General features: G+C 43.5%; 25 protein-coding genes. 12 read left to right on the top strand and 13 right to left on the bottom strand.

Annotation, left to right across the window (positions count from 1 at the left end; genetic code table 11):
* Positions 1-16: 16 nt before the first annotated feature.
* The 3 genes from AC1RM2_RS14130 to AC1RM2_RS14120 all read left to right on the top strand — a co-directional run bounded on the left by AC1RM2_RS14130 (position 17) and on the right by AC1RM2_RS14120 (position 1,738).
* A complete protein-coding gene (locus AC1RM2_RS14130) occupies positions 17-526 on the top strand; it encodes a molybdopterin-binding protein (protein WP_492985737.1) in 510 nt (169 codons plus the stop codon).
* A gap of 5 nt (positions 527-531) precedes the next feature.
* Complete coding sequence (locus tag AC1RM2_RS14125; protein WP_492985736.1) at positions 532-1,173, top strand: DNA-3-methyladenine glycosylase family protein; 642 nt, start codon at positions 532-534, stop codon at positions 1,171-1,173.
* A 94-nt stretch (positions 1,174-1,267) separates the two neighbouring features.
* Positions 1,268-1,738, top strand: a complete 471-nt coding sequence (locus AC1RM2_RS14120) for a hypothetical protein (RefSeq protein ID WP_492985734.1) — start codon at positions 1,268-1,270, stop codon at positions 1,736-1,738.
* Between the two features lie 126 nt (positions 1,739-1,864).
* Here AC1RM2_RS14120 and AC1RM2_RS14115 read toward each other — a convergent pair whose 3' ends face one another.
* From AC1RM2_RS14115 to AC1RM2_RS14105, 3 genes are all read right to left on the bottom strand, one after another.
* Positions 1,865-2,632: an exodeoxyribonuclease III gene (locus AC1RM2_RS14115; RefSeq protein WP_492985733.1), complete on the bottom strand. Its 768-nt coding sequence runs from the start codon at positions 2,630-2,632 to the stop codon at positions 1,865-1,867.
* Positions 2,633-2,774: 142 nt separating this feature from the next.
* The gene (locus AC1RM2_RS14110) at positions 2,775-3,482 is read right to left on the bottom strand and encodes a peptidylprolyl isomerase (protein ID WP_492985731.1); all 708 of its coding nucleotides are present in this window, start codon (positions 3,480-3,482) and stop codon (positions 2,775-2,777) included.
* Between the two features lie 269 nt (positions 3,483-3,751).
* Positions 3,752-4,099 (bottom strand): hypothetical protein, encoded by a 348-nt coding sequence (locus AC1RM2_RS14105; RefSeq protein WP_090638594.1) that lies wholly within the window; start codon positions 4,097-4,099, stop codon positions 3,752-3,754.
* A 252-nt stretch (positions 4,100-4,351) separates the two neighbouring features.
* Between AC1RM2_RS14105 and AC1RM2_RS14100 the strand changes: the two genes are divergently transcribed.
* Together AC1RM2_RS14100 and AC1RM2_RS14095 are read left to right on the top strand one after the other, a co-directional pair.
* Entirely contained in the window at positions 4,352-4,717 is a 366-nt protein-coding gene (locus AC1RM2_RS14100; protein ID WP_492985729.1) for a hypothetical protein, read from the top strand.
* A 79-nt stretch (positions 4,718-4,796) separates the two neighbouring features.
* The gene (locus tag AC1RM2_RS14095) at positions 4,797-7,310 is read left to right on the top strand and encodes a TonB-dependent receptor (protein WP_492985728.1); all 2,514 of its coding nucleotides are present in this window, start codon (positions 4,797-4,799) and stop codon (positions 7,308-7,310) included.
* A 338-nt stretch (positions 7,311-7,648) separates the two neighbouring features.
* Here AC1RM2_RS14095 and AC1RM2_RS14090 read toward each other — a convergent pair whose 3' ends face one another.
* The 8 genes from AC1RM2_RS14090 to AC1RM2_RS14055 form a co-directional block, all read right to left on the bottom strand.
* On the bottom strand, positions 7,649-7,765 hold the full coding sequence (locus tag AC1RM2_RS14090) for a four-helix bundle copper-binding protein (RefSeq protein ID WP_492985727.1): 117 nt from the start codon (positions 7,763-7,765) through the stop codon (positions 7,649-7,651).
* Positions 7,766-7,930: 165 nt separating this feature from the next.
* Positions 7,931-9,049, bottom strand: coding sequence for a DUF6515 family protein (locus AC1RM2_RS14085; RefSeq protein WP_492985726.1), 1,119 nt, complete (start codon positions 9,047-9,049; stop codon positions 7,931-7,933).
* A gap of 182 nt (positions 9,050-9,231) precedes the next feature.
* Entirely contained in the window at positions 9,232-9,807 is a 576-nt protein-coding gene (locus tag AC1RM2_RS14080) for a thiamine pyrophosphokinase (protein WP_492985724.1), read from the bottom strand.
* A 97-nt stretch (positions 9,808-9,904) separates the two neighbouring features.
* Positions 9,905-10,426, bottom strand: a complete 522-nt coding sequence (gene msrB, locus AC1RM2_RS14075) for a peptide-methionine (R)-S-oxide reductase MsrB (protein WP_492985722.1) — start codon at positions 10,424-10,426, stop codon at positions 9,905-9,907.
* Positions 10,423-11,052, bottom strand: coding sequence for a peptide-methionine (S)-S-oxide reductase MsrA (gene msrA, locus AC1RM2_RS14070; protein WP_492985720.1), 630 nt, complete (start codon positions 11,050-11,052; stop codon positions 10,423-10,425). Before msrA ends, msrB begins: the two co-directional genes overlap by 4 nt.
* Positions 11,053-11,370: 318 nt before the next feature.
* On the bottom strand, positions 11,371-12,687 hold the full coding sequence (locus AC1RM2_RS14065) for a leucine-rich repeat-containing protein kinase family protein (protein WP_492985718.1): 1,317 nt from the start codon (positions 12,685-12,687) through the stop codon (positions 11,371-11,373).
* 12 nt (positions 12,688-12,699) lie between these two features.
* The gene (locus AC1RM2_RS14060) at positions 12,700-13,662 is read right to left on the bottom strand and encodes an AAA family ATPase (protein WP_274211130.1); all 963 of its coding nucleotides are present in this window, start codon (positions 13,660-13,662) and stop codon (positions 12,700-12,702) included.
* Between the two features lie 10 nt (positions 13,663-13,672).
* On the bottom strand, positions 13,673-15,109 hold the full coding sequence (locus AC1RM2_RS14055; RefSeq protein WP_492985716.1) for a peptidylprolyl isomerase: 1,437 nt from the start codon (positions 15,107-15,109) through the stop codon (positions 13,673-13,675).
* A 274-nt stretch (positions 15,110-15,383) separates the two neighbouring features.
* On the opposite strand from AC1RM2_RS14055, the gene AC1RM2_RS14050 reads away from it, so the two are divergent.
* The 5 genes from AC1RM2_RS14050 to AC1RM2_RS14030 all read left to right on the top strand — a co-directional run bounded on the left by AC1RM2_RS14050 (position 15,384) and on the right by AC1RM2_RS14030 (position 17,674).
* Positions 15,384-15,980, top strand: a complete 597-nt coding sequence (locus AC1RM2_RS14050) for a hypothetical protein (protein ID WP_492985715.1) — start codon at positions 15,384-15,386, stop codon at positions 15,978-15,980.
* A gap of 31 nt (positions 15,981-16,011) precedes the next feature.
* On the top strand, positions 16,012-16,269 hold the full coding sequence (locus tag AC1RM2_RS14045) for a hypothetical protein (RefSeq protein WP_492985714.1): 258 nt from the start codon (positions 16,012-16,014) through the stop codon (positions 16,267-16,269).
* 58 nt (positions 16,270-16,327) lie between these two features.
* Positions 16,328-16,903, top strand: coding sequence for a non-canonical purine NTP diphosphatase (locus tag AC1RM2_RS14040; protein WP_492985712.1), 576 nt, complete (start codon positions 16,328-16,330; stop codon positions 16,901-16,903).
* 75 nt (positions 16,904-16,978) lie between these two features.
* Positions 16,979-17,149, top strand: coding sequence for a hypothetical protein (locus tag AC1RM2_RS14035; protein ID WP_492985711.1), 171 nt, complete (start codon positions 16,979-16,981; stop codon positions 17,147-17,149).
* Positions 17,150-17,194: 45 nt separating this feature from the next.
* On the top strand, positions 17,195-17,674 hold the full coding sequence (locus tag AC1RM2_RS14030) for a hypothetical protein (protein WP_492985710.1): 480 nt from the start codon (positions 17,195-17,197) through the stop codon (positions 17,672-17,674).
* 126 nt (positions 17,675-17,800) lie between these two features.
* Here the strand turns inward: AC1RM2_RS14030 and AC1RM2_RS14025 are convergent, their stop codons facing one another.
* Positions 17,801-18,931: a lactonase family protein gene (locus AC1RM2_RS14025; RefSeq protein WP_492985709.1), complete on the bottom strand. Its 1,131-nt coding sequence runs from the start codon at positions 18,929-18,931 to the stop codon at positions 17,801-17,803.
* Positions 18,932-19,012: 81 nt separating this feature from the next.
* Positions 19,013-20,542: a pseudouridine synthase gene (locus AC1RM2_RS14020; RefSeq protein WP_492985707.1), complete on the bottom strand. Its 1,530-nt coding sequence runs from the start codon at positions 20,540-20,542 to the stop codon at positions 19,013-19,015.
* A gap of 245 nt (positions 20,543-20,787) precedes the next feature.
* Between AC1RM2_RS14020 and AC1RM2_RS14015 the strand changes: the two genes are divergently transcribed.
* The gene (locus AC1RM2_RS14015; protein WP_492985706.1) at positions 20,788-21,555 is read left to right on the top strand and encodes a lytic transglycosylase domain-containing protein; all 768 of its coding nucleotides are present in this window, start codon (positions 20,788-20,790) and stop codon (positions 21,553-21,555) included.
* Positions 21,556-22,009: 454 nt separating this feature from the next.
* Entirely contained in the window at positions 22,010-24,856 is a 2,847-nt protein-coding gene (gene uvrA / locus AC1RM2_RS14010) for an excinuclease ABC subunit UvrA (RefSeq protein WP_492985704.1), read from the top strand.
* The last annotated feature ends 3 nt before the right edge of the window (positions 24,857-24,859 follow it).

The following is a 24,859-nucleotide window of genomic DNA, read 5'->3' as shown; positions in this document are numbered from 1 at the left end:
CTATATTTACCAAACCATGAAAAAACTATTACTAATTGCATTGCTATATAGCACAGCAGCCTTTGCCCAGGAAAAACTTAACCCAACACAAAAGTTTAGCATTACCGGGCAGGTTGTAAAAGAATCGGTTATCACTATTGATTCCATTATGCAATACAAGGTGCAGGATATTGGCGAAATGAACGTGACCAACCATTTAGGTGAGTTTAAACATAAAGACGACCAGTTGAAAGGCGTTTTGCTGAAAGATATTTTAAGCCATACTATATTTAAAACTGCCAGCCCCAAACTGCTGAGTACGTTTTATTTTGTTTGCCAGGGTAACGATGGCTATAAAGTGGTTTACTCCTGGAACGAGCTGTACAATACCGAAACAGGCAACCATGTTTTTATACTGACAGAAAAGAATGGCATAAAAGCCGATAAGATGCCCGAAAGCCTGCAAATGAGTTCGGCTGCCGATTTTAAAACCGGCCGGAGGTATCTGCATAACCTGGATAAGATCATTGTAAAACAAGCCGAATAACATCAATGTTCGGCCGGTTTAACCATACCAATTATCATCAAATTTGTGATGAACTTGCTTTAGCCGATCCTGATTTGGCTGATATCATCGATGCATATGGCTATCCGCCGCTTTGGTCGCGGCCCAACACGTTCGAAACCCTGGTACATATTATCCTGGAGCAACAAGTTTCGCTGGCATCGGCGCTATCCGCATTGAACAAAATACGTGAGCGGGTACAGGAGATTACGCCGGCGAGGGTGCTGTTACTTACCGATGAGGAATTTAAAGCCTGTTACTTCAGCAGGCAAAAAACCAGCTATACCAAATACCTGGCCGAGGCTATCATCAGCGGCCAGATCGATTTAGCAGGTCTGGAACAATTACCTGACGATGTTATCCGTGCCAAACTTACCGCCCTGAAAGGCATCGGTAACTGGACAGCTGATGTATACCTGATGTTTGTACTGCAGCACGCCAATATATTCCCCATTGGCGACCTGGCCGCTGTAAATGCCTTAAAGCGGGTGAAAAAATTGCCAAAAGATACCAGCAGGGAAGAAGTACTTGCCGTAGCAGAACAATGGGCGCCCTATAAAACCATGGCGAGTATGCTGTTGTGGCATTATTATTTAGCCCCCCGGCCCCCTAAAGGGAGAGCTTTTTGATTGGCTCGTTTTTAATAAAACAGGCCAGTATGTTTTAGTAAGTTTATTGGTATATTTGATTTGTTGTCAATTTTAAACCTGATCCCTTGTTGCGATGAAAAGCATTTTACTTAAATTAAACTGGAGGCTAATTACCATTCATATGGTTGCATTGTGGCTAACTGCCGGGGCCGTCGGCTCGGTAGTTACCTTGAGGGATATTGATTTTCTTTTTAGCTCCTTATCAAAACCAAATTTAAAAGGAGTTGATACCGCCCGACTTGTGTCAGATACGAATTGGATTTCTGTTGCTCCATTCATAGAGCTACCTATATGCTTGATTGTTTCATTGATAATTGCAAAAAAAAAGCATTGGTTTTGGCTAAATCCACTGTTGTCTTTTTTGTTTGCCTACCTGTTCATAAGATTTGTAAGTCGTTGGAACCCCTCATTCTTTTTTTTCTATCTTCTGAGGGGAAAAATGAATGTTTACTTCGTATTTGGTTTGAGCGGATTATTGATGCTTTCCCTCGGATTGACGTTGCTATTTTCAAAAAAAATATCAGGTCTTATAGATGCTCAATAGACCACAGTTCGATAAGGGTGTGATTTTTCTTATGTAAATGCATCGGCGAACTATTCCTAAAACCGACAAGGCTTTAGGATAGTAAAATAAATTCGTCAAAAGTTCCCCCTTCAGGGGGTTAGGGGGCTAAAACTCCAGCTCCAGTAACACTGGGCAATGATCCGAGTGCCTGGCTTCGGGTAAAATTGCGGCTCGTTTGATGTTGGCTTCCAGTTCTGTACTGGCCATGGCGTAATCAATGCGCCAGCCTAAGTTTTTTCCGCGTGCGCCGGCCCTGAAACTCCACCAGGTGTAGTTATGAGGTTCTTTATTCACATGGCGGAAGGTATCTATAAAACCACCTTCGATGAATTTTTCCATCCATTCGCGCTCTTCTGGTAAAAAACCGGATGAGTTGGCGTTTGATTTTGGGTTATGGATGTCAATAGGGCGGTGGCAAATGTTATAATCGCCGCAAACTACCAGGTTAGGAATTTCTGATTTTAAGAGCGTCAAATACCGGCCAAATTCATCCAGGAAACGGTATTTAAAAACCTGCCGTTCATCGCCGCTTGAGCCGGAAGGGAAGTAAGCGCTCATGACCGACACCTCGTCAAAATCAACCCGGATGCAGCGGCCCTCGCGGTCAAAATCGGGGATGCCACAACCGTACTCTACATGCCTGGGCAGTTGTTTGGTAAATATCGCGGTACCACTGTAGCCTTTCTTTTCGGCCGGGAACCAGTAGTGTTGGTAGCCCATCTGGTCAACCAGCCCAAGGTCGGTAAGTACATCGGGCGTAGCCTTAATTTCCTGCAGGCAAACAACATCGGCGTCAGTAGCCTGCAGCCAGGCCAGCCAGTTTTTGCTTATTGCCGACCGGATACCATTAACGTTATAAGTGATTATTTTCATTTCGGATTTGGGATGTTCGATTTCGGATTTAAAATTAAGATTAGTAAAGCGTACAATTTTAGATTTTTTATTTTATCAATCGTCACATCTAATGATAATTCAAAAAATAAAAAATCCGAAATCGAACATCCCAAATCCGAAATCAAGAACCCTGGCTCAGCAGCTTATCCAGTTGCTTACACTCCTTTTTACTTAGCACATCTACCTTCATCGGGATATCGGTAAGGGGGCGGTCCCTTTCATCTTTTTTTACCGCGGCAATATGGTCAACCATATCAAAGCCACTCACAACCTCGCCGTAAACGGTATAACTATGATCAAGCTGTGCTGTGCCGCCAACTGTTTTATAATATTCGCGCTGCCAGGCAGGTATTTTATAACCTTTTAGCCGTCCGTTTTCCAACGAATCCATTTTGGCATCGCTAAGGCGTTTGCCTTCCACAATATAAAACTGACAACCACTTGATGCTTTCTTGGGGTTATCATCGCGGGCGGCGGCCAGCACCCCGCGTTTGTGAAACAGGCTGTCCCTGAATTCGGCCGGGATAGTGTAGCCAACATCGCCATTACCCAATTCGGCACCAGGTTTGGCTTTGGCCGGGTCTTTCGAATCCGGGTCGCCCCCCTGGATCATAAAATTCTGTATCACCCGGTGAAACAATACGCCATTGTAAAAACCTTTTTTGGCCAGTTTGATAAAATTATCGCGGTGCAAAGGAGTCTCGTTATACAGCCGGATAATCACGCTCCCGTAGGTGGTGCTGATGCGCACGTACTGGTTTTTGGGAGGCTTTGCAAAGGCAATGGCAGTGACGAATAAGAGTAAAGTTAGGGTAAGGATTTTTTTCATACATCGTCTGAAATCAGAATTTTTCGCATGTTGTTTTTTGGCGGCGCTCAAGAGTGCTACGCAGTTTTCCGAATTTAAGAATTAGCAGAATATCTGAAAAACCAGAATTTTTCACTTGGTGTTTGTTTTCAAAGGTGTTCAAGAGAGCTACGCCGTTCGTCGAATATAGGGATTTCCGGAATTTTTGTAATAATAATCTCGATGACCTAATTGAAACGAATAACAAATATTGTTTAACTAACCACCCGCCTAATCAACTATTCACCATCCTATATCACCCCCAGTTCTTCAAAATAAGTTATGATTAATGATTTTATGAGCATTTCCTGCTCCAGCATGGTATAATTAGGAATAACTTTAACAAGTTTCCAGTGCGGCCAGCCATCCTGGTCAAGGCCTTCCAGCTCGTAAAAACCCATCATGCTCATGAGTTTGCAGTTGGCAATATGCATCAGTTCTTCTTTTTGGCGTTTGCTGAATTTGCGCGGCCCCTGGCCAAGTTCCTGAACGCCAATTAAAAACAATAGTACTTTTATATCGGGTTTCTCGTTATCAAAATCTTCGGCAATACGGTTTTGCAACGCACCCCACTTTATATTAATTTCTGCAGGTTTCATATCGGCAAAGGTAGTTCATTAGTTCACTGGTTCATTAGTTCATTGGTCTTTTCTGTTTGACGTTCATTAGTTCATTGGTCCTTGATGGCGGAGCAGTTCAACGGCCTTCTCTCTTAGCTTAAGGGCTTGTTTTGGAGGTTGTTTTATATAAGAATTTGCTAATCTAACCTACCATCCACCAATGAACTAATGAACCAGTGAACCAATGAACTAACAGTATTGTTACAATGTTGCATTAAATTGCCCGTTTAAATGCTTACTTTTGCTTTATCCTGCAAAAAGGGTGTTGACGTGAAGAAAAACAAGGTAAATATCATTTACTCGTGGCTGTTACTGATTTGCTTTATTGCGGGGCAGTACATGGTTTATACGCACCAGCACCATTTGTTAAAGGGTTTTTCAAAATCGGTATCTGTATCTAATACCCATCCACAGCAAACAGTTAAAGAAAAATGCGATATGTGCGATGCCATGCACCACAACTTCGCAGTAATTGACAATGCTTTATATGCAACGCACCAAACGGCGGTGATGCATGTTTTTAAGGCATGTGATTATGATTTTGTAAGCTTTTCGCTCGTATTGGCTGCCGGTCGTGCTCCACCGGTGCTTTCGTAACAATTCCACTCTGTTATCATTTTTTATTAAGAACGCCGTTTTATAAGCGGTATTTATTGATTTACACCCCATTCTTGTTATGAAATTAAAGCTGATTAGCTTCTATATATTATTATTTGTAGGTTTTGGCGCGCAGGCACATATTGCTACACTTGTTCTTAACAGCCCGCCCCCAGAAGATGTTGTTGGAACATTATCTGGCACCATTACCGATAAGGCCGATGGCAAACCCATTATTGGCGCCACTATTACCATTCCCGATTTGCGTAAAGGCGCCGTTACCGATGCCGACGGTAAGTATACGTTTAACAATATTCCCAAAGGTATTTACCTGGTGCAGGTAAGCTATATTGGCTACCTAACCATTAACCAACGTGTTGATTTTTCGAAAACAAAGGTGTATGATGTAAAAATGCAAACATCATCTGTTGAGGCCGGCGAGGTTGTTATTACCGGCGTAAGCAAGGCCACCGAAATAAAGCGGAGCCCGGTGCCTATGCTGGCTGTTGGCAAGGCTTATTTAGAGCAGCGTGCGGCATCGGGCAATATTATTGACCAGATAGCTACGTTGCCTGGTGTAAGTGCTGTTACCACGGGGCCAAACGTATCCAAGCCCTTTATTCATGGCCTGGGTTATAACCGGGTAATTACACTGATGGATGGCATACGCCAGGAAGGCCAGCAATGGGGCGATGAGCACGGCATCGAGGTTGACCAAAACTCGGTTGACCGGGTGGAGGTAATAAAAGGCCCTGCCAGTTTAACTTACGGTTCGGATGCCATTGGCGGGGTGGTGAATTTGATTTCGCCGCCGCCCGTTCCCGAAGGTACTATAGCCGGTTCGGTTCAAGGGATTTATGGCACCAACCAGGGCTTGTTGAACGGATCGTTCCGCTTGCAGGGCAACCAAAATGGCTTTGTATGGGGAACTGTTGTATCGGCCAAAGAGGGCAAAAACTACCAAAATGAGCACGATGGCCGGGTTTACGGTACCAACTATAAAGAAAAGGATGCCCGTGTAATGGTGGGCTTAAATAAATCATGGGGTACATCGTACCTGAATGCCTCGGTATTTGATGACGAGCAATCCATCCCCGACGGCAGCCGCGATTCGCTTACCCGCAAGTTTACCCGCCAGATAACCGAGGATGATGCGTTTAGGCCTATCGTACCCCAATCTGTGCTAAATAGTTATGCAATTCCTACCCTGCACCAGCATGTGCAGCTTTATCGCATTTACAACAATAGCAACTTCAGGCTGGGCGATGGTAACCTGATTGTAAACCTGGGCTACCAATACAGCCACAGGCGCGAATATACCCACCCCGAGGCTGGTGACATTGCCGGGCTTAACCTGCATCTAACTACTTATACCTACGATGTTAAATACAACTTTAACCTGGGTAACGATTACGAAACTACGTTGGGCATCAACGGGCAATATCAAAACAATACCATTGGCGATGCTACCGATTTTCCTATCCCCGCATATCACCAGTTTGATATAGGCCCGTTCTTTGTAGTAAAGAAAAGTTATGGCAAGCTTGATCTGTCGGCAGGAGCAAGGTTTGATAACCGCTCATTTAACAGCAGCGCCGCTTATGTGGATACTTTGGGTGCAAATGGTTTTCCGCAGTTATATACCGGCGCAAATCCAACATCTGCGCCAAATATCAAAACACAGTTTGACGCTTTCAGCAAAACTTTCCGGGGTTTTTCGGGCAGTTTTGGCGCTACTTACAATGTATCTGATGCGTTTTTGGTAAAGGCTAATATATCACGTGGCTTCAGGGCGCCAAGTATTGCAGAGATATCGGCCAACGGGCCAGATCCAGGCTCGCAGATTTACCATATCGGCGATAAAAGTTTTAAACCGGAATTTAGCTTACAGGAGGATATAGGCACCTTTTTAACGCTGCCCAATGTAACGGCCAGTATTGAATTGTTTAATAACGATATCTCCAATTATATTTACCAGCAACAGGTGTTAAACCAGGACGGTAGCCCCGTTTACACCCAGGGATATACCACATTTACCTATGTACAAAGCAAGGCCCGTATTTATGGCGGCGAGGTAAATGTAGATCTGCACCCTATTTCGTGGTTGCATTTTGAAAATGCTATGAGCCTGACCTATGGCGAAAATAAAGGTAACGGGGGGCCTGTTGCCGATAGTTTGAAATACCTGCCATTTATACCGCCACTGCATACCCACTCTGAACTGCGCGGCACCTTCAATGGCGGCTTTGGCGATCTCAAGAACCTATATGTATTTGTTGGGTTCGACCACTACAGCGCCCAAAACCGTTTCTTTTCGGCTTATGGAACAGAAACCTATACGCCCGGCTATAATTTGCTAAGCGGCGGTTTTGGCGGTAACATTGTGAACAAAGCCGGTCAGCCGGTAATTAAATTATTTATTGAGGGCACCAACCTGGCCAATGTTAATTATCAATCAAACATGAGCAGGTTAAAGTATTTTGATAATCCAACCGTACCGGCAGGCGTTCGCCCGGGTATTTTTAACATGGGGCGTAACATCAGCTTTAAAGTGGTTGTTCCGTTTGGGTTTAATACGGGGAAGAAATCGTAAGGTAGCTTTAAACCCGGAAGGCATTTAGAAAATAAAGGCGAACTATGCGGGTAAACCCAAGGTAGTTCGCCTTTATTGATTAAGGTTGCTGCAGGCCTCGTGGCAGCAACAAGCTTAATCCTGCGTAACTGGCTGATGGTGTTCATGACAAGCTTCGGCACAAACCAGGCAGGGCACATTGTTTACAATGATCGTGTTGATGTTTATCACATTCGGCTGCGCAAAGACGGCAAATCTCTTCGCATAGCACCAGGTACTGATGAGCTATCACCGAATCCCGCTGTAATAGGCGTGCACCCCCGGGCGCAAATATCGGCACAGTCACGGTCGAGCCGGATTCAATCTGCCATCATTTGTACATCGTCTTCACTTAAACGCGCTGTTGCACAGTTTTCGCATGCTGCTACGCAATTCAACAACTTTTGAATGATTGCGTTGTGATCATGATTTTCCATATCGGTATAATTAAGTTTGTTTAATAACAATGCCGATAGGTTGATAAATGTTTTGAGAGATTTAAATTGCCCGGAAAATGCAAGGACTGCTCAATTGATAAGTTTAAAGCAAAACAGGCTGCCTCGTTACCGAAGCAGCCTGTTTTTATAGTATTTGAATTTTTATTATTGTTGATCGGGCTCGTCAGATGGAGTGCCAACAATTTTGTAAATGGTATCGCCATTGTTGTTTTTGCTTTCCTGGTAGTAAAAACCATCGGGAGAAACAAACAACTTTTCGCCATTAATCTTGATCTTGCGGCAGTCATCTGGCAACTGTGTTACAATATCGCCAATTTGCGGGCCTTGCTGTACATCGCCGTTACCACCATTGTCGGTATTTAACTCACCATCTTTACCGGCAATTACATAAACCTGGGTGCCATCATCTTTTGTATAGGGCTGATAGTACACGCCGTTTGATTCATAATATTGCTCGCCATTAATCATGATAGATTTGGCATCTGACGGTAAGTTTTTAACCTCGGCGCCAACAGGAGGCTCAACTACAGTATACTGATCATTATATTGACGGTAGTATAAACCATCGCTATAAAAGTACTGGTAATCGCCATACCAGAATGGATAGTATCCGTAAGGCAGGAAGCCTATGCTAAAGCCGATACGTGGATAATAATATGAATTATAGTAGTTGTGGTATGGGTAATAAACATGGCTTCCAAAATAACCACCGCGACCGCCGTAACGATATCCGCCTGTGTAAACTCTTTGGCCATAACCGGCACCGCCGCCATAGTAATTACCACGGCCGCCGTTATAGGCGCGCCTGTCAAGGCTGTTATAGCTGCGTGTGCCGCTGTATACACGTTGCCCTGCGCCGTTAACGCTGCTGCGTTGAGGTGCAATGGCCACGTTATTTGATCTGTTGCCGTAACCATAGTTGCCGCGTTGCGGTGCAATTGCCTGGCTGCCACGGTTAACACTGCCGTTCCCGCTAAAGCCACGTGAAGGCTGTGCTACAGAAACGCCCTGATTGCCACCACCGCCATTATATGATGGGCGCGCAACTCCTATGCTGCCGCCACCACCAGAAGGGCGTGAAACACTAACACTGCCGCCGCCACCACCGCCGGATGAACGGGAACCGCCGCCTCCGCCACCACCGCCAGATCTTTGGCCTCCGCCACCACCACCACCACGTTGGGCGTTAGCAGTAAATGCTAAAGACAAGCTTAACAAGCCGGCTAAAGCGAATGAAAATAAATTTTTATATGTCCTTTTCATGATTGAAAGATTTTTAACTGTTCGGCAGGTTTCTCTGCCTTGTATAAATATATAGACTAAAAAATGTTTAAACGGTTTAATTGATGTTTAATATTATTTTATATAACAATGCAAAAAACGCACCAATAAAAAAATTACCTACACAACACCCTCAAAATCCCCTTTTTATTGCTTTGTGCTTACTAATTTAAAGCCTCGGCAATCACTAAAAATGGCTCCTCAAATTGCAGGCTGAAAAACCCATCTGCAATAGTTTGATAGTTGTTTCCGCCATTGTCCTTCAAACCGCTATATCTAAGCACTTTTGTTTTCGACAACACTTCAATTTGCTCGCCTGCCGGTTTCCACTTGCTGAACCCCGATGTTACCGGGTAAATTTTTTGCCAGGCATTAAAAATAACCAGGTTAATTTTATCGGCATAAGGCAAAAAATCGCTCAGTTCCAGCTCGTCGGCTATCACGTTAACAGCGGGATAATTATTAACCGTAAGAAACTTTAGCGCTGCCTGTGTTATATTGCTGTTTCCGGCAGCAATCAACTTTACGTCAGACTGAGCCCAAGCCGTTCCGTCATCATCGGTAATAATCCAATCTATTTTAATGCCAAAACTGTTCAGCTTTTCGGCGGTGTCGGGTGTTGTTATCACCGTCGGACTCCATTCCAATAACTGCCCCAGCAGTTCCTCCTCAAAATTATCTATCCCCAATACAAGTAAAGCAGGCTCCTGTTTCTCGCGAACGATATGATGCGACGACATTTGATAAAGTTAAGGCGAATAAATGAATATTGGATGAAAAGAAACCGGCCCGAAATGTTAAATCAGATAATTTAACATTTCGGGCCGGTTAAACAGGTTATTTGCCCAGGCCATCGGGCTGAAAATCCAGCGATATCGAGTTCATGCAAAAGCGTTTGCCGGTAGGCGGTGGGCCGTCATCAAAAATATGGCCCAGGTGCGAATCGCAGCGGGCACAAATTACTTCGGTACGCTGCATACCCACGGAGTTATCTTCTTTATAAACTACGCTGTTTTTGCGCACCGCCTGGTAAAAACTGGGCCAGCCACAATTGCTGGCAAACTTGGCATCCGACCGAAAAAGCATGTTACCGCAAACGGCGCAATAGTACGTACCCCTGGCGTTTTTGTCCCAGTATTGGCCCGTAAATGGCCTTTCTGTAGCCTGTTCACGCGCTGTAGCATATAAAGCCGGTGACAGGATCTTTTTCCACTCCGCATCGCTCACTGCTAAATGTTTGGTATCGGTATTGGAGTAATAGGGGTTGTTCTCGTGCCTTTTGTTTGATTTTAGATGCTGGGCATTGGCGCCACATGCTGTGCCGGTTAAAATTGCAAATGCTATTATCGCTGCTCTCATTTTTTTAATTTTCCTTTAAATACACTCCTGAACTTTTCCAACTCGGGCTGTATCACATATTTGCAATAAGGCTGCTCGCCATTCTGGTTAAAATAGTTCTGGTGATAATTTTCTGCCTTGTAAAATACGGTATAGGGGTTTACCTGGGTAACTATTTTATTGGGATAAACCTTTTCGGCATTCAGCTTATTGATGTAATACCCGGCCTTTTGCTTTTGGGCCGCATTGTGATAAAATATAGCCGACCGGTATTGTGTACCTACATCATTACCCTGCCGGTTAAGCTGTGTTGGGTCATGGGCTACAAAAAACGCGGCTAACAATGCATCATAAGTTACTTTAGCCGGATCATAAATAATGTTACAGGTTTCGGCATGGCCGGTTGTGCCGGTGCAAACCAGTTTATAGCTGGGGTTGGCCACGTGGCCGCCGGCAAACCCGGATACAACTTTTACAACACCCTCAATCTGTTGAAACTTGGCCTCGGTACACCAGAAACAACCGGTGGCAAAAGTGGCGGTATCAAGTTTTGGAGCGTTTGAATTATTGGGATTGATGGCCGGTTTGGCAAACGCAGATGCCCCGGTAATGATGAATAGCAGTACTTGAAATGTTATTTTTTTCATGTTTTAATCGATCGGTGCAGCTTTTGTTTTTGCCGCTAATGTTACTAACGTAAAAAACAGATGTTTGGTAACCATGTAGTCGGGATTTCGGGGATATCCTTACAGATTTTTACTCAAAGGTGATAATTTGTTAGCAAAGCCAGATGCATATACAAATTTACAATAACGAAATAATGACACCTTAATTTATCAGATTTCAATTGATACGCCCTATTTATTATGTAAGAGACGGCAATTCATTTGCAACCACTATTTTTAGTAAATGCACTTCCTGGTCTACTTATTAAGGAGTGCATAATTTTAATCCAAGATCCATAATTATCGCGGATTGGTCAATTGTAACTTTAGCAACTCGTCATTTAAATAGCGAAAATCCGGCCTCAATAAAATATCCTGCACCATACATGCATCCCTGATAATGCCGATTTTTGCCTGGATATCGTTGCTTTGTTCGCTGCTCAGATTAAGTAAGTCGTCCAGTAAACAACCAAAAGCCCTTACCTCAAGCCGTTCAAGTGCCGGGGCTAAGTCGCTGTTGTTTTTGTCATAAAAACAAGCAGCTCCAAAATCGCCAAACAGGGTGTTTGCATCATCATCAACCAGGGTGTTATGGGCGTACATATCGCTGTGCATTATGCCTCTGTTATGTAGCTGGAGCGCAACGGATGCAATTGTAACGGCAATTTTTACTATTTGCGGGGTTGTGAGCGAGAGGTGTTCTTTAAAAACATCCCGAGTGCAGCTTTGTAAGCTGGGGGGCAGGCCGAGATTATAAAAAGACGGGGGAATTAAGCCCATTACAAGGCCTTTTTTGTCTTCGGGGTGTGCTGTTATTTGCCCGATGAGCTGTACCAACCCGGGGTGAGCACCGGCGGCAACACAAGTATTCATTTCATCCTCTGGCGAACCATCGCTTGTAACAGCACCTTTAAATATTTTTATGGCAACTTCCGGCGTTTTTGTCACTTTGCGCCAGGTGGCTTTGTGTATAACGCCTGACGCGCCTTCACCAAGGTGCTCATTCAATTCCAGGTCGTCCCAATGGATAAGATCAAGTGACTGTGCCGGAGGAATTGCACAAAAAGGGTTTCCCGAAAATGCCAGCCAGGAAAGCCTTGGCATATATAAAAGCCATTGGGGCAATTCGCTTAGCTTATTGGCAGAAATTCGCAGCAACTCCAGGTTGCTGCAATTGCTAAGCTCCGGCGGTAACGTGGTCAATTGGTTACCGGCAAGCATCAGTTTTTGCATCCTTTTGCAGTTGCCAATAGTGGCAGGCAAATCCGCAATCCTGTTGTTGGTGAGTATTAGCCATCGCAGGTTGGGATTAAGCGATTTTGAAGGAACAGCGGCAATTTGGTTTGATTTAAAGCCTGCAATATCCAGCAAGGGGCAGTCGGCCAGAACTTCAGGTAAAACGGTAAACGGATTTTCTGAACAAAAAAAGATTTTCAGCTTTTTCAGCCTGCCAAAGTCTGCAGGTAGTGCGCTGATGTTGTTATAAGATAGATCAAGCCTTTCTAAAGTATCTGCCAGTTCGAATATCTCTTCCGGGAAATGTGAGAGTCCCTCAGTAAGCGTAAGCGAAGTGGCGCCTTTTAGCTCGCCGTTTTGTAATTGTAATAAAGTTTGCATGACAGGGTTTCCTTAAAACAGCCCCTCAATGATATTGGCGGCAGATAAACCCTCCGCTTCGGCGTGGTAACTACGTACAATGCGGTGGGTTAAAATGGGTTTGGCAACGGCTTGTACGTCCTCAATATCGGGCGAATATTTTCCGTTGATAACAGCATGGCATTTTGCTCCGAGTATCAAAAATTGTGATGCCCGCGGGCCGGCTCCCCATGTTAATAAACGGTTTACCTGCGGTGTGGCAAACTGGGTGTTAGGGCGGGTTTTTGATACCAGCTTTACCGCATATTCCATCACATTATCGGTAACCGGGATGTTGCGTACCAGTTGCTGAAAATAGATGATTTGCTCTGCGTTCAGTATTTTTTTAACATCAGCCTTTAAGGTGCTGGTGGTGTTTTTAACAACTTGCAATTCTTCTTGAAACGAGGGGTAGTTTAATGTTACGTTGAACATAAACCTGTCCAGTTGCGCTTCGGGTAGGGGGTAGGTACCTTCTTGTTCAATTGGGTTTTGGGTGGCTAACACAAAAAACGGCTGGGCCAGTTTATGGGTAATCCCGGCGGCCGTAACCGCTTTTTCCTGCATAGCCTCTAATAAGGCAGCCTGCGTTTTTGGCGGGGTACGGTTTATCTCATCGGCCAGGATAATGTTGCTAAAAACCGGGCCGGGTATAAATTTAAAATTACGGTCTTCGCCTAAAATTTCAGACCCTATGATGTCAGATGGCATCAAATCGGGAGTAAACTGGATGCGTTTAAAATCGAGGTCTAATACCTGCGATACTGTTTGTACCAATAGTGTTTTGGCCAAACCGGGTACGCCTACCAGTAAACAATGGCCGTTGCTGAAAATAGATATCAGCACAAACTTAACAACCTCATCCTGCCCGATTATTACTTTGCCAATTTCGGCACGTATTTGCTGGTAGGCCAGCTTTAAAGCATCTGCGGCTTCAACATCAGAGCGGTGTGGCATAGGTTGTATATTATTTAGCTTGGGCAGTTGTTGTTACGGGCGGAGTTAACCACTTTTTTAATATGTCGCAAGTTTGGTATTCAGGGTCAATTTTGATGAACGTTTGTTTACGGCGTTTATCAAACCATTGGTTTACTACCCTTGTGTTTTTATCCTGGTAAGCAAAATCCTTCAGCTTAGGAAAATCCTGCGCCAGGTTGGCTTTGTGCGCATCGGTTGCCGATTTAAGGAATAGTATTTTATAACTCTTTTTACCATCGGCGCCGGTAAATACATCAGGTTTTGATATGCTGCCAACTTTCATGGTATCAACAACCAGGGCAACCTTAGGGTCAAGCTTATCGGTAGGGATAAAGGTTGTACGGGTTTGCACGTTTTCGGCATTCAGCATCATACCACCGTTAAATTTGGTTTCTTTATCGTCCGAATAAAAATTCGCGGCAGCAGAAAAATCAAGGTCTTTTTTATGCGCAATCATCAGCGTATATATGCTATCGGCTTTTGCTTTGGCCCTATCCAAACTGGCCTGGGTTGTTGCCGGCGCTATCAGGATATGCCTTACGTGTACCTGCTCGCCGCGGCGCTCAATAACCTGTAAAAAGTGAAAACCAAAGTCGGTTTCAAATACAGGCGAAATCTCTCCGGCTTTAAGCTTAAAGGCATTGGCTGTAAATTCTTTTACAAATGTAGTACGATCGGCAAAACCAAGATCACCACCTTCAACTGCCGATTGCGGGTCTTGCGAGTACAAACGTGCTAAAGTTCCAAAGTCCTCGCCTTTTTTTACGCGGGCAAGCAGTTCTTCGGCCTTTTCTTTATACAGCTGTTTTTCTTCTTTACTTAGTTTGGGCTGAAAAACAATTTCGCCAACCTCAACCTCTTTGTTGAATGACGGCAAGCTATCCTTAGGCATTTTGTTAAAATAATCTTTAACATCCTGTGGGGTAACATTTAGCTTTTCGGTTATTTTTTGCTGCATTTTTTGAGCAATCATTTGCTCTTTCATGTCGGGGCGAATCTCGTCCTTGTACTGAATTATTGATCGGCCTAAAAAGGCTTCCAGTTTATCCTGGCCACCTGCACGCTGCATCATTTCGCGCATACGGCGGTCAACACTGGCGTCAATATCATCATCCTTAACATCTATACTATCTATAATAGCCTGTTGTGCCAATAGTTTTTGGGTTAATAACGATTGCAGTATCTGGCATTTTACAGCCGGGTTTGGCTGCATGCCTTCAACCAGGTAACGGGCGTACGATAGTTCAATATCCGACAATAAAATAGGGCTGTTGCCAACAATAGCGGCAATTTTATCTAATGTTTTTCCTGGTGTTCTGGCCGTGTTGGTATCTGGTTTGGCTGCTGTGGCGTCTAATGTAACTTGTGCCTTTGCAACTGATATTATGGAGATAAACCCTAAAACTAATAACCCTAACTTTCTCATGTAATGCTTTATGTACTAAATAAAACGGAAATAACAATTCCGTTAAAACTTCAAATTTCGGTAAAATTTATTAATTATAGCGGTACAATTAAACTGAATAAAAAACAGCGTATTAAGCCGGTAGTGTTTAGTTTAAAGTCAGAGGTCGAAACACGTCTTTTTTTTGACTTAAAACTTAGTACTTCGGGCTTCAGGCTAAGGCCATGCTATAATTGTGCTAATATGGTTATAATGCTTCAAACGGTTTAACTACTTTTGGTTAAAATTTGTTAAAGTGAAAGTTGAAAACCCGGTCGCCCTCCGCTTTATTTTACAGGATGAGCTTTATTTGCTAAAAACAGATAAGGCCATGTATGAAAACGTTGCAATGGCCCAACCCGAAATTGAAAGTATTGCTCCCGCCGTAACCGTGATTGTTTCGCCCTCGTCAATAACCAAACAACCGGAACCAGCGGCTCAACCACCAGCACCTGAAGTTAAAACGCCTGTAATAAGCTTTAATTATTTAGGTAAAAACTTAAAACGCTTTTTGGTACTGGTACACTATCCCGAATTAGAATTTATTGATGATGCCCACTTGACCGCGCTTACCAACATTATTAAACGGAAGGATTTAAGTATAGACGATATTGTAATTTTAAACCTGGCCAGGCATGCCACCGTGCAATATAATGAACTGGTTAATTTTTTTAAACCAGCCAGGCTGTTGGTGCTGGGTAAAAATGCAATGCCACAAGGCATAGCCCCTCTGGCGTTAAATGCTCCCAGGGCATTGGGAGATATTGCAGGCTTATATAGCTTTAGCTTTGGCGAAATGATGGACAACGTAGAGTATAAGAAAGCTTTTTGGGAACAGGTAAAAGGGTTTTAAGGAAATATTTTTAATTCGATAATGCATTGTTATGGTGACTAACTATCCGGAATTTAGCGACAATCATATAGAGTTTAACCGGGAGATAATAAAAATTCTTGCGGCGCATATTGAAAATTATCCATCACAACGGTTTGGTCAGATATTGTTTAATTTGGGTATAAGCCAGTTTAAAGATGAAGATGATCCGGCTGCTGCCAATTATGCTGTAAGGGATATTTATAACGATTCGAGTGAGGTTATCTTAAGCAGAGCCAAGTATAGAGCCGCAATAAATAACAAGGAGTAGCCTTTTCGTAATTTTAATCTTCATGTCCAATAATTTAACTGCCCGGGAATCCACCAAAATGCAATTAGTATTCGCAACAAATAATCGCCACAAACTGGAAGAAGTAGAAGCAAAACTTCAGGGTAAAATTAAACTCCTTACACTTAACGATATTGGCTGCTATGATGATATTGAAGAAACCGGTACTACTTTTAAAGCAAATGCATCTATAAAAAGCCGATACATTTACCAGAAATATGAGCTTAATTGTTTTGGCGATGACAGTGGCCTGGAAATAGATGCCCTGAACGGCGAACCAGGTGTTTACTCGGCCAGGTACGCTGGCGAACATGGGAATCATGCCGCCAATATTAAACAGGTACTGGATAAATTAAAGGACGAAACTAACCGAAAGGCAAGGTTCCGTACTGTGATATCATTAATGTGGGCTGGTGAAGAATATTTTTTTGAGGGAACAATTGAAGGAACTATCCGCACGGCACCCAGCGGAACAGACGGCTTTGGGTACGACCCAATATTTGAACCAGAAGGCTACGCTATAACCTTTGCCGAAATGACTATGGACGAAAAAAACCAGATAAGCCACCGGGCGAAAGCCATGGAAAAACTCATTGGTTTTTTAAGCATTGCTTAAAATAAATATTCTCAGTTAACTTTCGTAACCTTAATGGCCTGTTATCCGTAAAATAGTGCTATAAGGAATATACCTATGAATCTTATTAATAAAATCAGCCACTCGTTATTCTCAAAGGATACCGACCACCGTTTTGCCAAAAGCCTTAAAAACGTTAAGGAAGCCGACCTGGTAGTAGCATCAATTAACCAACGCTTATTCGAACTTGAAAAGCAGCTTAAATCAAACACGGTTAAGTATAGTTAAGCTTTTGGCAGGATTTATGCTTATATGCATTAAATAACTTCTGTCATGAAAAATGTACTAAAAACACCGATAGCGATCCTATCCCTTATTTTTTTATTTGCGGCCTGTTCAACCCCGCAAAATGCAACTACAACCAACGTATCCCGCGGTAAATTTACCGGCACCTGGACATTGAACAATGTAAGTTACCAGGGCCTTGTACAAGGCGCCGTTCAAAATGTGTTTGATCAGGCGGCCCCCGAAGCATTTGTTGGCAGCACCTGGAAACTAACTAATAGTGGCAACGGCATTTACACCTTAAGCAATGGCACAACTCAAACTATTTTCTGGTCGGTTTATAACGGTGGTACAACAGGTACCCAATTTCAGTTCAAGAAAATTTACCAGGGAGATAAACCTAAAAACGTAGCCGAAGGCTATCGTTTAGATATTGCCAGCAACGATGGCACCGCCATGGTGCTTAAATCAGCTGTTGATGTAGGCGGCAGCACCGGGTATATTATTTATTCATTCACTAAAAATTAGGTGAAAGGGTAAAGGTAAAAGGTTTTTTTACCTCAAAGAAAAAGGGTAAACACAATTTGTAGTAGTGCTTACCCTTTTTTGTTTTTACCAATGGGCTCCTTTCGCCTTTTACCTTTCGCCTCAAAACTATTCTGCCGACGTAAATTTCAAACAAACGGGATTGCCAATTTCTATCTTAATGCCTGTTTGGGTAAGCTTACCTGTATTTTGGTCTATTTTAAATACAAACATACTATCGCTGCCCTGGTTGGCTACCACCAGGTAGTTACCCGATGGGTCGATGGCAAAATCGCGTGGGTTTTTACCATAGGTTGATTGGCGCGATACAAAGGTAAGTCCGCCAGTTTCCTGGTTAACCGCATAACAAATAATTTCGTTAGTCTCTAAACGGTTTGATACATACAGAAAACGGCCATCAGGCGATAAGTGGATAGCTGCAGCAGCTGTTTTGCCTGTAAAGCCATCGGGTAGTAATGTTATTACCTGTTTCTGTTTAAACTTGCCATTGTCGTAGTCAAACACAAATACATTCGATCCCATTTCGGTGGCCAGGTAAACATGCTTTTTATCCAAAGAATATTCCAGGTGGCGGGGGCCTTCTCCGGGAGTAACACTTACAAACGTAGGATCGGTTAATGGAGATGTCTTACCCGCACGATAACGATAGATGTTTATCCTATCGGTACCCAAATCATTATAAAACAGGTATTTTTCATCGGGCGATAATATACTCATGTGGGCATGCGGGCCTTCCTGGCGTTCTTTGTTGGGGCCTTTGCCTTCTTCATTGCGTACAGTTTCAATGCCGTTGCCCAATGAACCGTCCTTATTAACAGGTAGTACAGCAACCTGGCCACTTGAATAATTGGCTACAAAAACATTTTTTTGTGCTTTATCTACCGCAATATAACATGGGTCGGCGCCTAAAGAGGATTGTTTGTTGATAAAATCTATTTTGCCGGTTTTGGCATCAAATGAAAATGCGCTTACCTCGCCTTTGGTAACTTCGTTTACGGCGTAAATAAATTTATTGTTTTTGCTGATGGTAAGGTACGATGGGTTGGTAACGCCATCTATCTGGCTTAAATAAGCCAGTTTGCCGCTTTGGGTATAAAAGCGATAAACCATAATACCCTTACTGGTACCTGTTGTATACGTACCTACAACCAAATCAAATGATTTTGGAATTGGCTTTTTATCCTGGGCGTAATTAAACAAAGGCGATAGTATCGCTATGATCAAAAGAACTTTTTTCATGTGGGTACAAATTGATTATGGAGCGCAAGTTAACAAAATAGACAAAAAAAACGCCCCGATGTTTAGCGGGGCGTTTTATAATTATTTTATCAGGTGTTTAAGCTGGATGATCTCGCTTTCTTCCAAATGGCGGTAGCGGCCGCGGGGAAGATCTTTTTTGGTGAGGTTGGCGTAAACCACCCTATCAAGCTTCACAACTTCGTAACCAAGGCTTTCAAAAATGCGGCGTACCACACGGTTTTTACCGCTATGAATCTGGATGCCCACTTCTCTTTTTGATGCACCGGCAACGTACGATACCGAATCGGGTTTAATTAAACCATCTTCCAGCTCGATACCATAGGTTATCTTGTTTAGATCGCCTTGTGATAAAGCTTTACTTAATTCAACCTGGTATAGTTTGCTGATGTTGCTGCGTGGATGCGATAATTTATCGGCAAGGTCGCCATCGTTGGTCATTAATAATAACCCGGTGGTGTTCCTGTCTAAACGGCCAATCGGGTAAATGCGCTCTTTGGTCGCTTTTTCAACCAGGTGCATTACAGTACGGCGTTCTTGCGGGTCTTCGGTAGTGGTAATGTAATCCTTTGGTTTATTTAACAAAACGTAAACCATTTTTTCGCGACGCAGGGTTTCGCCGTTATATTTGATCTCATCCTTACGGGGATCAATTTTGGCGCCCAGTTCGTCAACCACTACGCCATTTACCGATACTACGCCTGCAATGATCAGTTCATCGGCCTTACGGCGAGAACAGATGCCTGCATTTGATATATAACGGTTAAGGCGGATAAGGCCATCATCCTTGGTTTTGGTTTCGGCTGGTTTTTTACGGCCACGCATGGTCCTTTCGGGTGCGCTGGTGTCTTTAGTTATTTTATCGTAGGTGGGTTTACGCTGTGGCTTGTCGGCATTGTAAGCCGGTTTATCTTTTGAGAAACTGCCTTCGCGCTTTTTAAATCCGCCTTCGGGCCTTTCGCCAAATTTTTTATCTGTTGATCTTTCTGCACCTGCGCCAAAACTTCTTTTGGGCTTATCACCAAAATCGGTATTTGATGTACGGGTGCGTGGAGAAGAGTATGGTTTCTTTTCGCCGGCACTGCTGCCGCCAAAGTTTCTTTTGGGTCTTTCTTCACCTTCGCCCGAAGTTGGCCTGCCGGAGTAGGGTTTTCTTTCGCCGCTGGCTGATGAGCCGGCACCGAAGCTTCTTTTTGGCCTGTCTTCAAAATCGCCGCCTGCTGGCCTGCCAGAGTATGGCTTGCTGCGTGGCGAAAAGCTTTTTTTATCACCAGATGATGCCCCGTCTCTAAAGTTGCTTTTAGGCTTGTCGTCACCTGCAGATGGCCTGCCGGAGTATGGCTTTGACCTGCCCGACGATTTTTTGTCGCCAGATGATGCGCTGTCCCTAAAATTGCTTTTGGGCTTATCGTCACTGAACCTGTTGCTTTGGAATGGTTTATCCGGTCTGGATAGTTTTTTCTTTTCTCCGTCCGGAGTGGCTTTACCTTTTGCGGTTGCCGGTCTTTTTGGCTTATCGTCGCCTCTTGAACTTCTGCCAGTTGATTTTCCTGGCCTGTCATCGCGACTACCTGTTGGTCTCTTAAATACCATATTTTTTTGTTTAGCGCTTTCGCAGCGTGAGGGTCAAAGTTACGCTTTTTTGGCACAGTTTAATCAAAAAAAATAAAAAAATGTCGGCAAACAAAATCACGGTTTAAACGGTTTTAAACACGGTTTTTGAACCGAAAACCCATGCTAAAAAAGTTGGCAAAATCCTAAGTATTTGATTATGTGATTTGTATGACATACCTTTGCAGCACATTTTACCTAATGTATAGTTAATGATAAAAAAAGGAATGATTAAAAAACACTTACTTACGTGCTCCGTAATCCTGGTGCTGGCCCTCATTTCAAAGCTTAATATCTACGGCACAACAATTGCCGAAACGGTTGCAAAACCGGCCAAATTAAGCCATCGGACCTCGAAATTTATTTTTATTAAAAGCACTACGGCTGCCTATAATTTTGCCGACGAAGCTTTACCTGTTAACGATGCCAGGGTTACCAAAAAACTCAACAAATCGCTTAGCCAACATTCTTTTAAAAGTGTTCAGTCAACCTTGCTGCACCGCAAGGCCGAAGTGCTGTTCCCTATTATTGAGCCAATTTTAAAGTTTTACGGTATTCCGGATGATTTTAAATACATCCCGTTGGTTGAATCGGGCCTTAAAAGCGGCACTTCATCAAAAGGTGCATCTGGCTTATGGCAGTTTATGGCGGGTACCGCGCGTACTTATGGCCTAAAGGTTGGTCATGGTGTTGATGAACGCCAAAATGTGCGCAAATCGACAATCGCTGCCTGCAAGTACATCAAAGAACTGTATGGTGAGTTTAACAGCTGGACGCTGGCTGCAGCAGCTTACAACAATGGCTCCATTAAAATGGAACGCGCCATTAATAAGCAAAACGAGGATAATTACTTTCGCATGAGCCTGAACCGCGAAACCGGTTCATACATCTACAAGCTTATTGCCATGAAAGCAATTATCGAACAGCCTAAAAAGTTTGGGTATAAGGATTACATTGTTATCCCACCCACAACACAACTGTTAGCCTTTAATTGATATCAATTATTGAATTATTGAATTATTGAATTATTGAATTATTGAATTATTGAATTATTGAATTATTGAATTATTGAATTATTTCTTTTAGCTAAATCAATAATTCAGACACTCAATAATTCAATAATTAAAATTTACGGAGCACTTGAAAGCCGATTTTCCTGGATGGAAGGTCGGCTTTTTTTATGTTTTGCTATCCAATAATATACCTGCTCAATATCATAGTAATTTGCTCATTGAGCTTTCTGTTTTAGGCTTTCTGCCTTAAGCTCTCTATTAAAACAAGTTTAAAAAACTACGGTTACAATAGGGCTGTTATTTTTAAGTCAAATAACGTTTCGGCTTGTTGCATATCTTATAAAGCATCAGCTTTTTACATATATTTGCGAAAAATATTAGTATAGTTGGCGGGCTTTTTTAAACCGGCCAAACTATATTGTTTTTAAAAATACATATGATTGAAAAAACCATCGACCTGGGCGAACAAAGCGAAGTTGAAGTTTACGGGGCCAGGGTACATAATTTAAAAAACATTGATGTTTCTTTTCCGCGCAACCAGCTGGTGGTAATTACCGGCTTAAGTGGCAGCGGCAAATCGTCATTGGCATTTGATACCATTTATGCCGAAGGGCAGCGCCGTTATATGGAAACATTTTCGGCTTACTCGCGCCAGTTTATGGGTGGTATGGAGCGGCCGGATGTGGATAAAGTGTCGGGCTTAAGCCCGGTTATTGCTATTGAGCAAAAAACAACCAGCAAAAACCCACGATCAACAGTGGGTACTATTACCGAGATTTACGATTTTATGCGTTTGCTTTTCGCCCGTACCGGGGATGCCTATTCCTATACAACAGGCGAGAAAATGGAGCGGATGAGCGAAGATCAGATCCTGAAAACCATTACCGAAAAATTCGACGGTCAGCCGGTAAACATCCTTGCACCGGTTGTTAAAGCCCGCAAAGGTCATTACCGCGAGCTCTTTGAATCTATCCGTAAGCAAGGCTACCTTAAGGTATGGATTGATGGCGCTATGGCCGACGTGGAGCCAAAGATGCAGGTAGACCGATACAAGATACACGATATCGATATTGTGGTTGACAGGCTGGTAGTGACCGAAAAAGACAGCAAGCGTTTATACACCTCGGTACAAACGGCGCTTAAAATTGCCAAAGGCATTATCCGCGTGGGCGATAAGGATGGTAATGTAGCCTATTACAGTAAGTATTTGATGGACCCGGTTTCGGGTATCTCGTACGATGAACCGCAGCCAAATACATTCTCGTTCAACTCACCTTATGGCGCCTGCGAAAAATGTAATGGTTTGGGATATATTTTTGAGGTTGATGAAGCATCGGTTATCCCTAATCCTAAGTTGACTATCATGAACGGTGGCCTGGCACCGATAGGTGAATACCGCGAAACCTGGATTTTCCAGGTGCTGAAGGCACTGGCTAAAAAGTACGAGTTTTCATTAACCACGCCGATAGAAAAGTTAAGCCGCGATCATTTAGATATTATACTTAATGGAGCGCCCGATACCATCAGCGTTTCTGTAGAGTACAATAAATGGAATGTGCAAAGCTATACCATTACTTTTGATGGTATTGTGCGTATGCTGGAAGAGCAGCAGGAACGCCGGAATGACGAGGGCATGGACGATATGGAAAACTATCGTGTACTTAAAACCTGCCCGGTTTGTGAGGGCGCAAGGCTGAAGAAAGAATCGCTGCATTTTAAGGTAGATAACAAGAATATATTTGAGTTAGCCTGCATGGATATCAATCATCTGCAGGAATGGTTTAACGGTTTGGAAGACAGGCTGAGCGAACGCCAGAATGTTATTGCCAAAGAGATTTTGAAAGAGATCCGCGCACGTATCGTGTTCCTGCTGGATGTGGGATTGAGTTATTTAACGCTTGATCGTACGGCCAAAACCCTATCAGGCGGCGAGGCGCAGCGAATCCGTTTGGCTACGCAAATAGGCTCGCAACTGATGAACGTCATGTATATTTTGGATGAGCCGAGCATCGGCCTGCACCAACGCGATAACGAGCGCCTGATAAACGCCCTTAAAAACCTGCGCGATCTGGGTAATACCGTTTTGGTAGTTGAGCACGATAAAGATATGATACTTGAAGCCGACCATGTAATTGACATGGGCCCGGCAGCCGGCGTGCACGGCGGGCAGATTGTTGCGCAGGGCACGCCTGCACAATTAATGAAAGAACATACACTCACTACATCCTATATCAATGGCGAGCGTTCTATCGCTGTACCTGAGAAACGGAGAGAAGGCAATGGCAAAACGCTAAGCCTTAAAAAAGCAACCGGTCATAATTTAAAAAAGGTTTCTGTTGATTTTCCTTTAGGTAAATTAATTGGTGTTACAGGGGTATCCGGCAGCGGTAAATCAAGCTTAATTACCGAAACGCTATACCCTATATTAAATCATCATTTTTTCAGGGCCAAAAAGCACCCGCTGCCATATGAAAAAATTGAGGGGTTGGAGAACATCGATAAAGTGATCGAGATAGATCAAACACCTATCGGCCGTACGCCACGATCAAACCCGGCTACCTATACCGGCGTGTTTTCAGATATCCGGAACCTTTATGTTGCACTGCCGGAGTCAAGGATCAGGGGATATAAGCCCGGCCGTTTTTCATTCAACGTAAAAGGTGGCCGTTGCGAAACCTGCCAGGGCGCTGGCATGAAGGTTATTGAAATGAACTTTTTACCTGATGTGCAGGTACCATGCGAAGAATGTGGTGGCCGCCGGTACAACCGCGAAACACTGGAAGTGCGCTACCGTGGTAAATCCATCAGCGATGTGCTGGATATGAGTATTGAAGATGCCACGCCATTTTTTGAACATATCCCTTCCATATACCGTAAGGTAAAAACTTTGAATGATGTTGGTTTGGGTTATATCACTTTGGGCCAGGCGTCAACAACTCTATCGGGCGGCGAGGCGCAGCGTGTGAAGCTGGCCACCGAATTATCTAAAAAAGATACCGGCAACACTTTCTATATTTTAGATGAGCCTACAACCGGCTTACATTTTGAGGATATTAACGTGCTTTTAGGTGTGCTTTATCAACTGGTTGATAAGGGCAATACGGTTTTGGTAATTGAGCATAACCTGGATGTAATTAAAGTGGTTGATCATGTGATAGACCTTGGCCCCGAAGGTGGCTCTGGCGGCGGTAAAATACTTTTCAGCGGTACACCCGAAGGGTTATGTAAAGTGAAGGAAAGTTTTACAGGCCAGTTTTTGAAAAAGGAAATGGGCGTCAAATAAAAT

Source organism: Mucilaginibacter sp. GW822-FHT03E02, from assembly GCF_058801545.1.
This window is presented reverse-complemented; position numbering and strand designations above follow the sequence as displayed.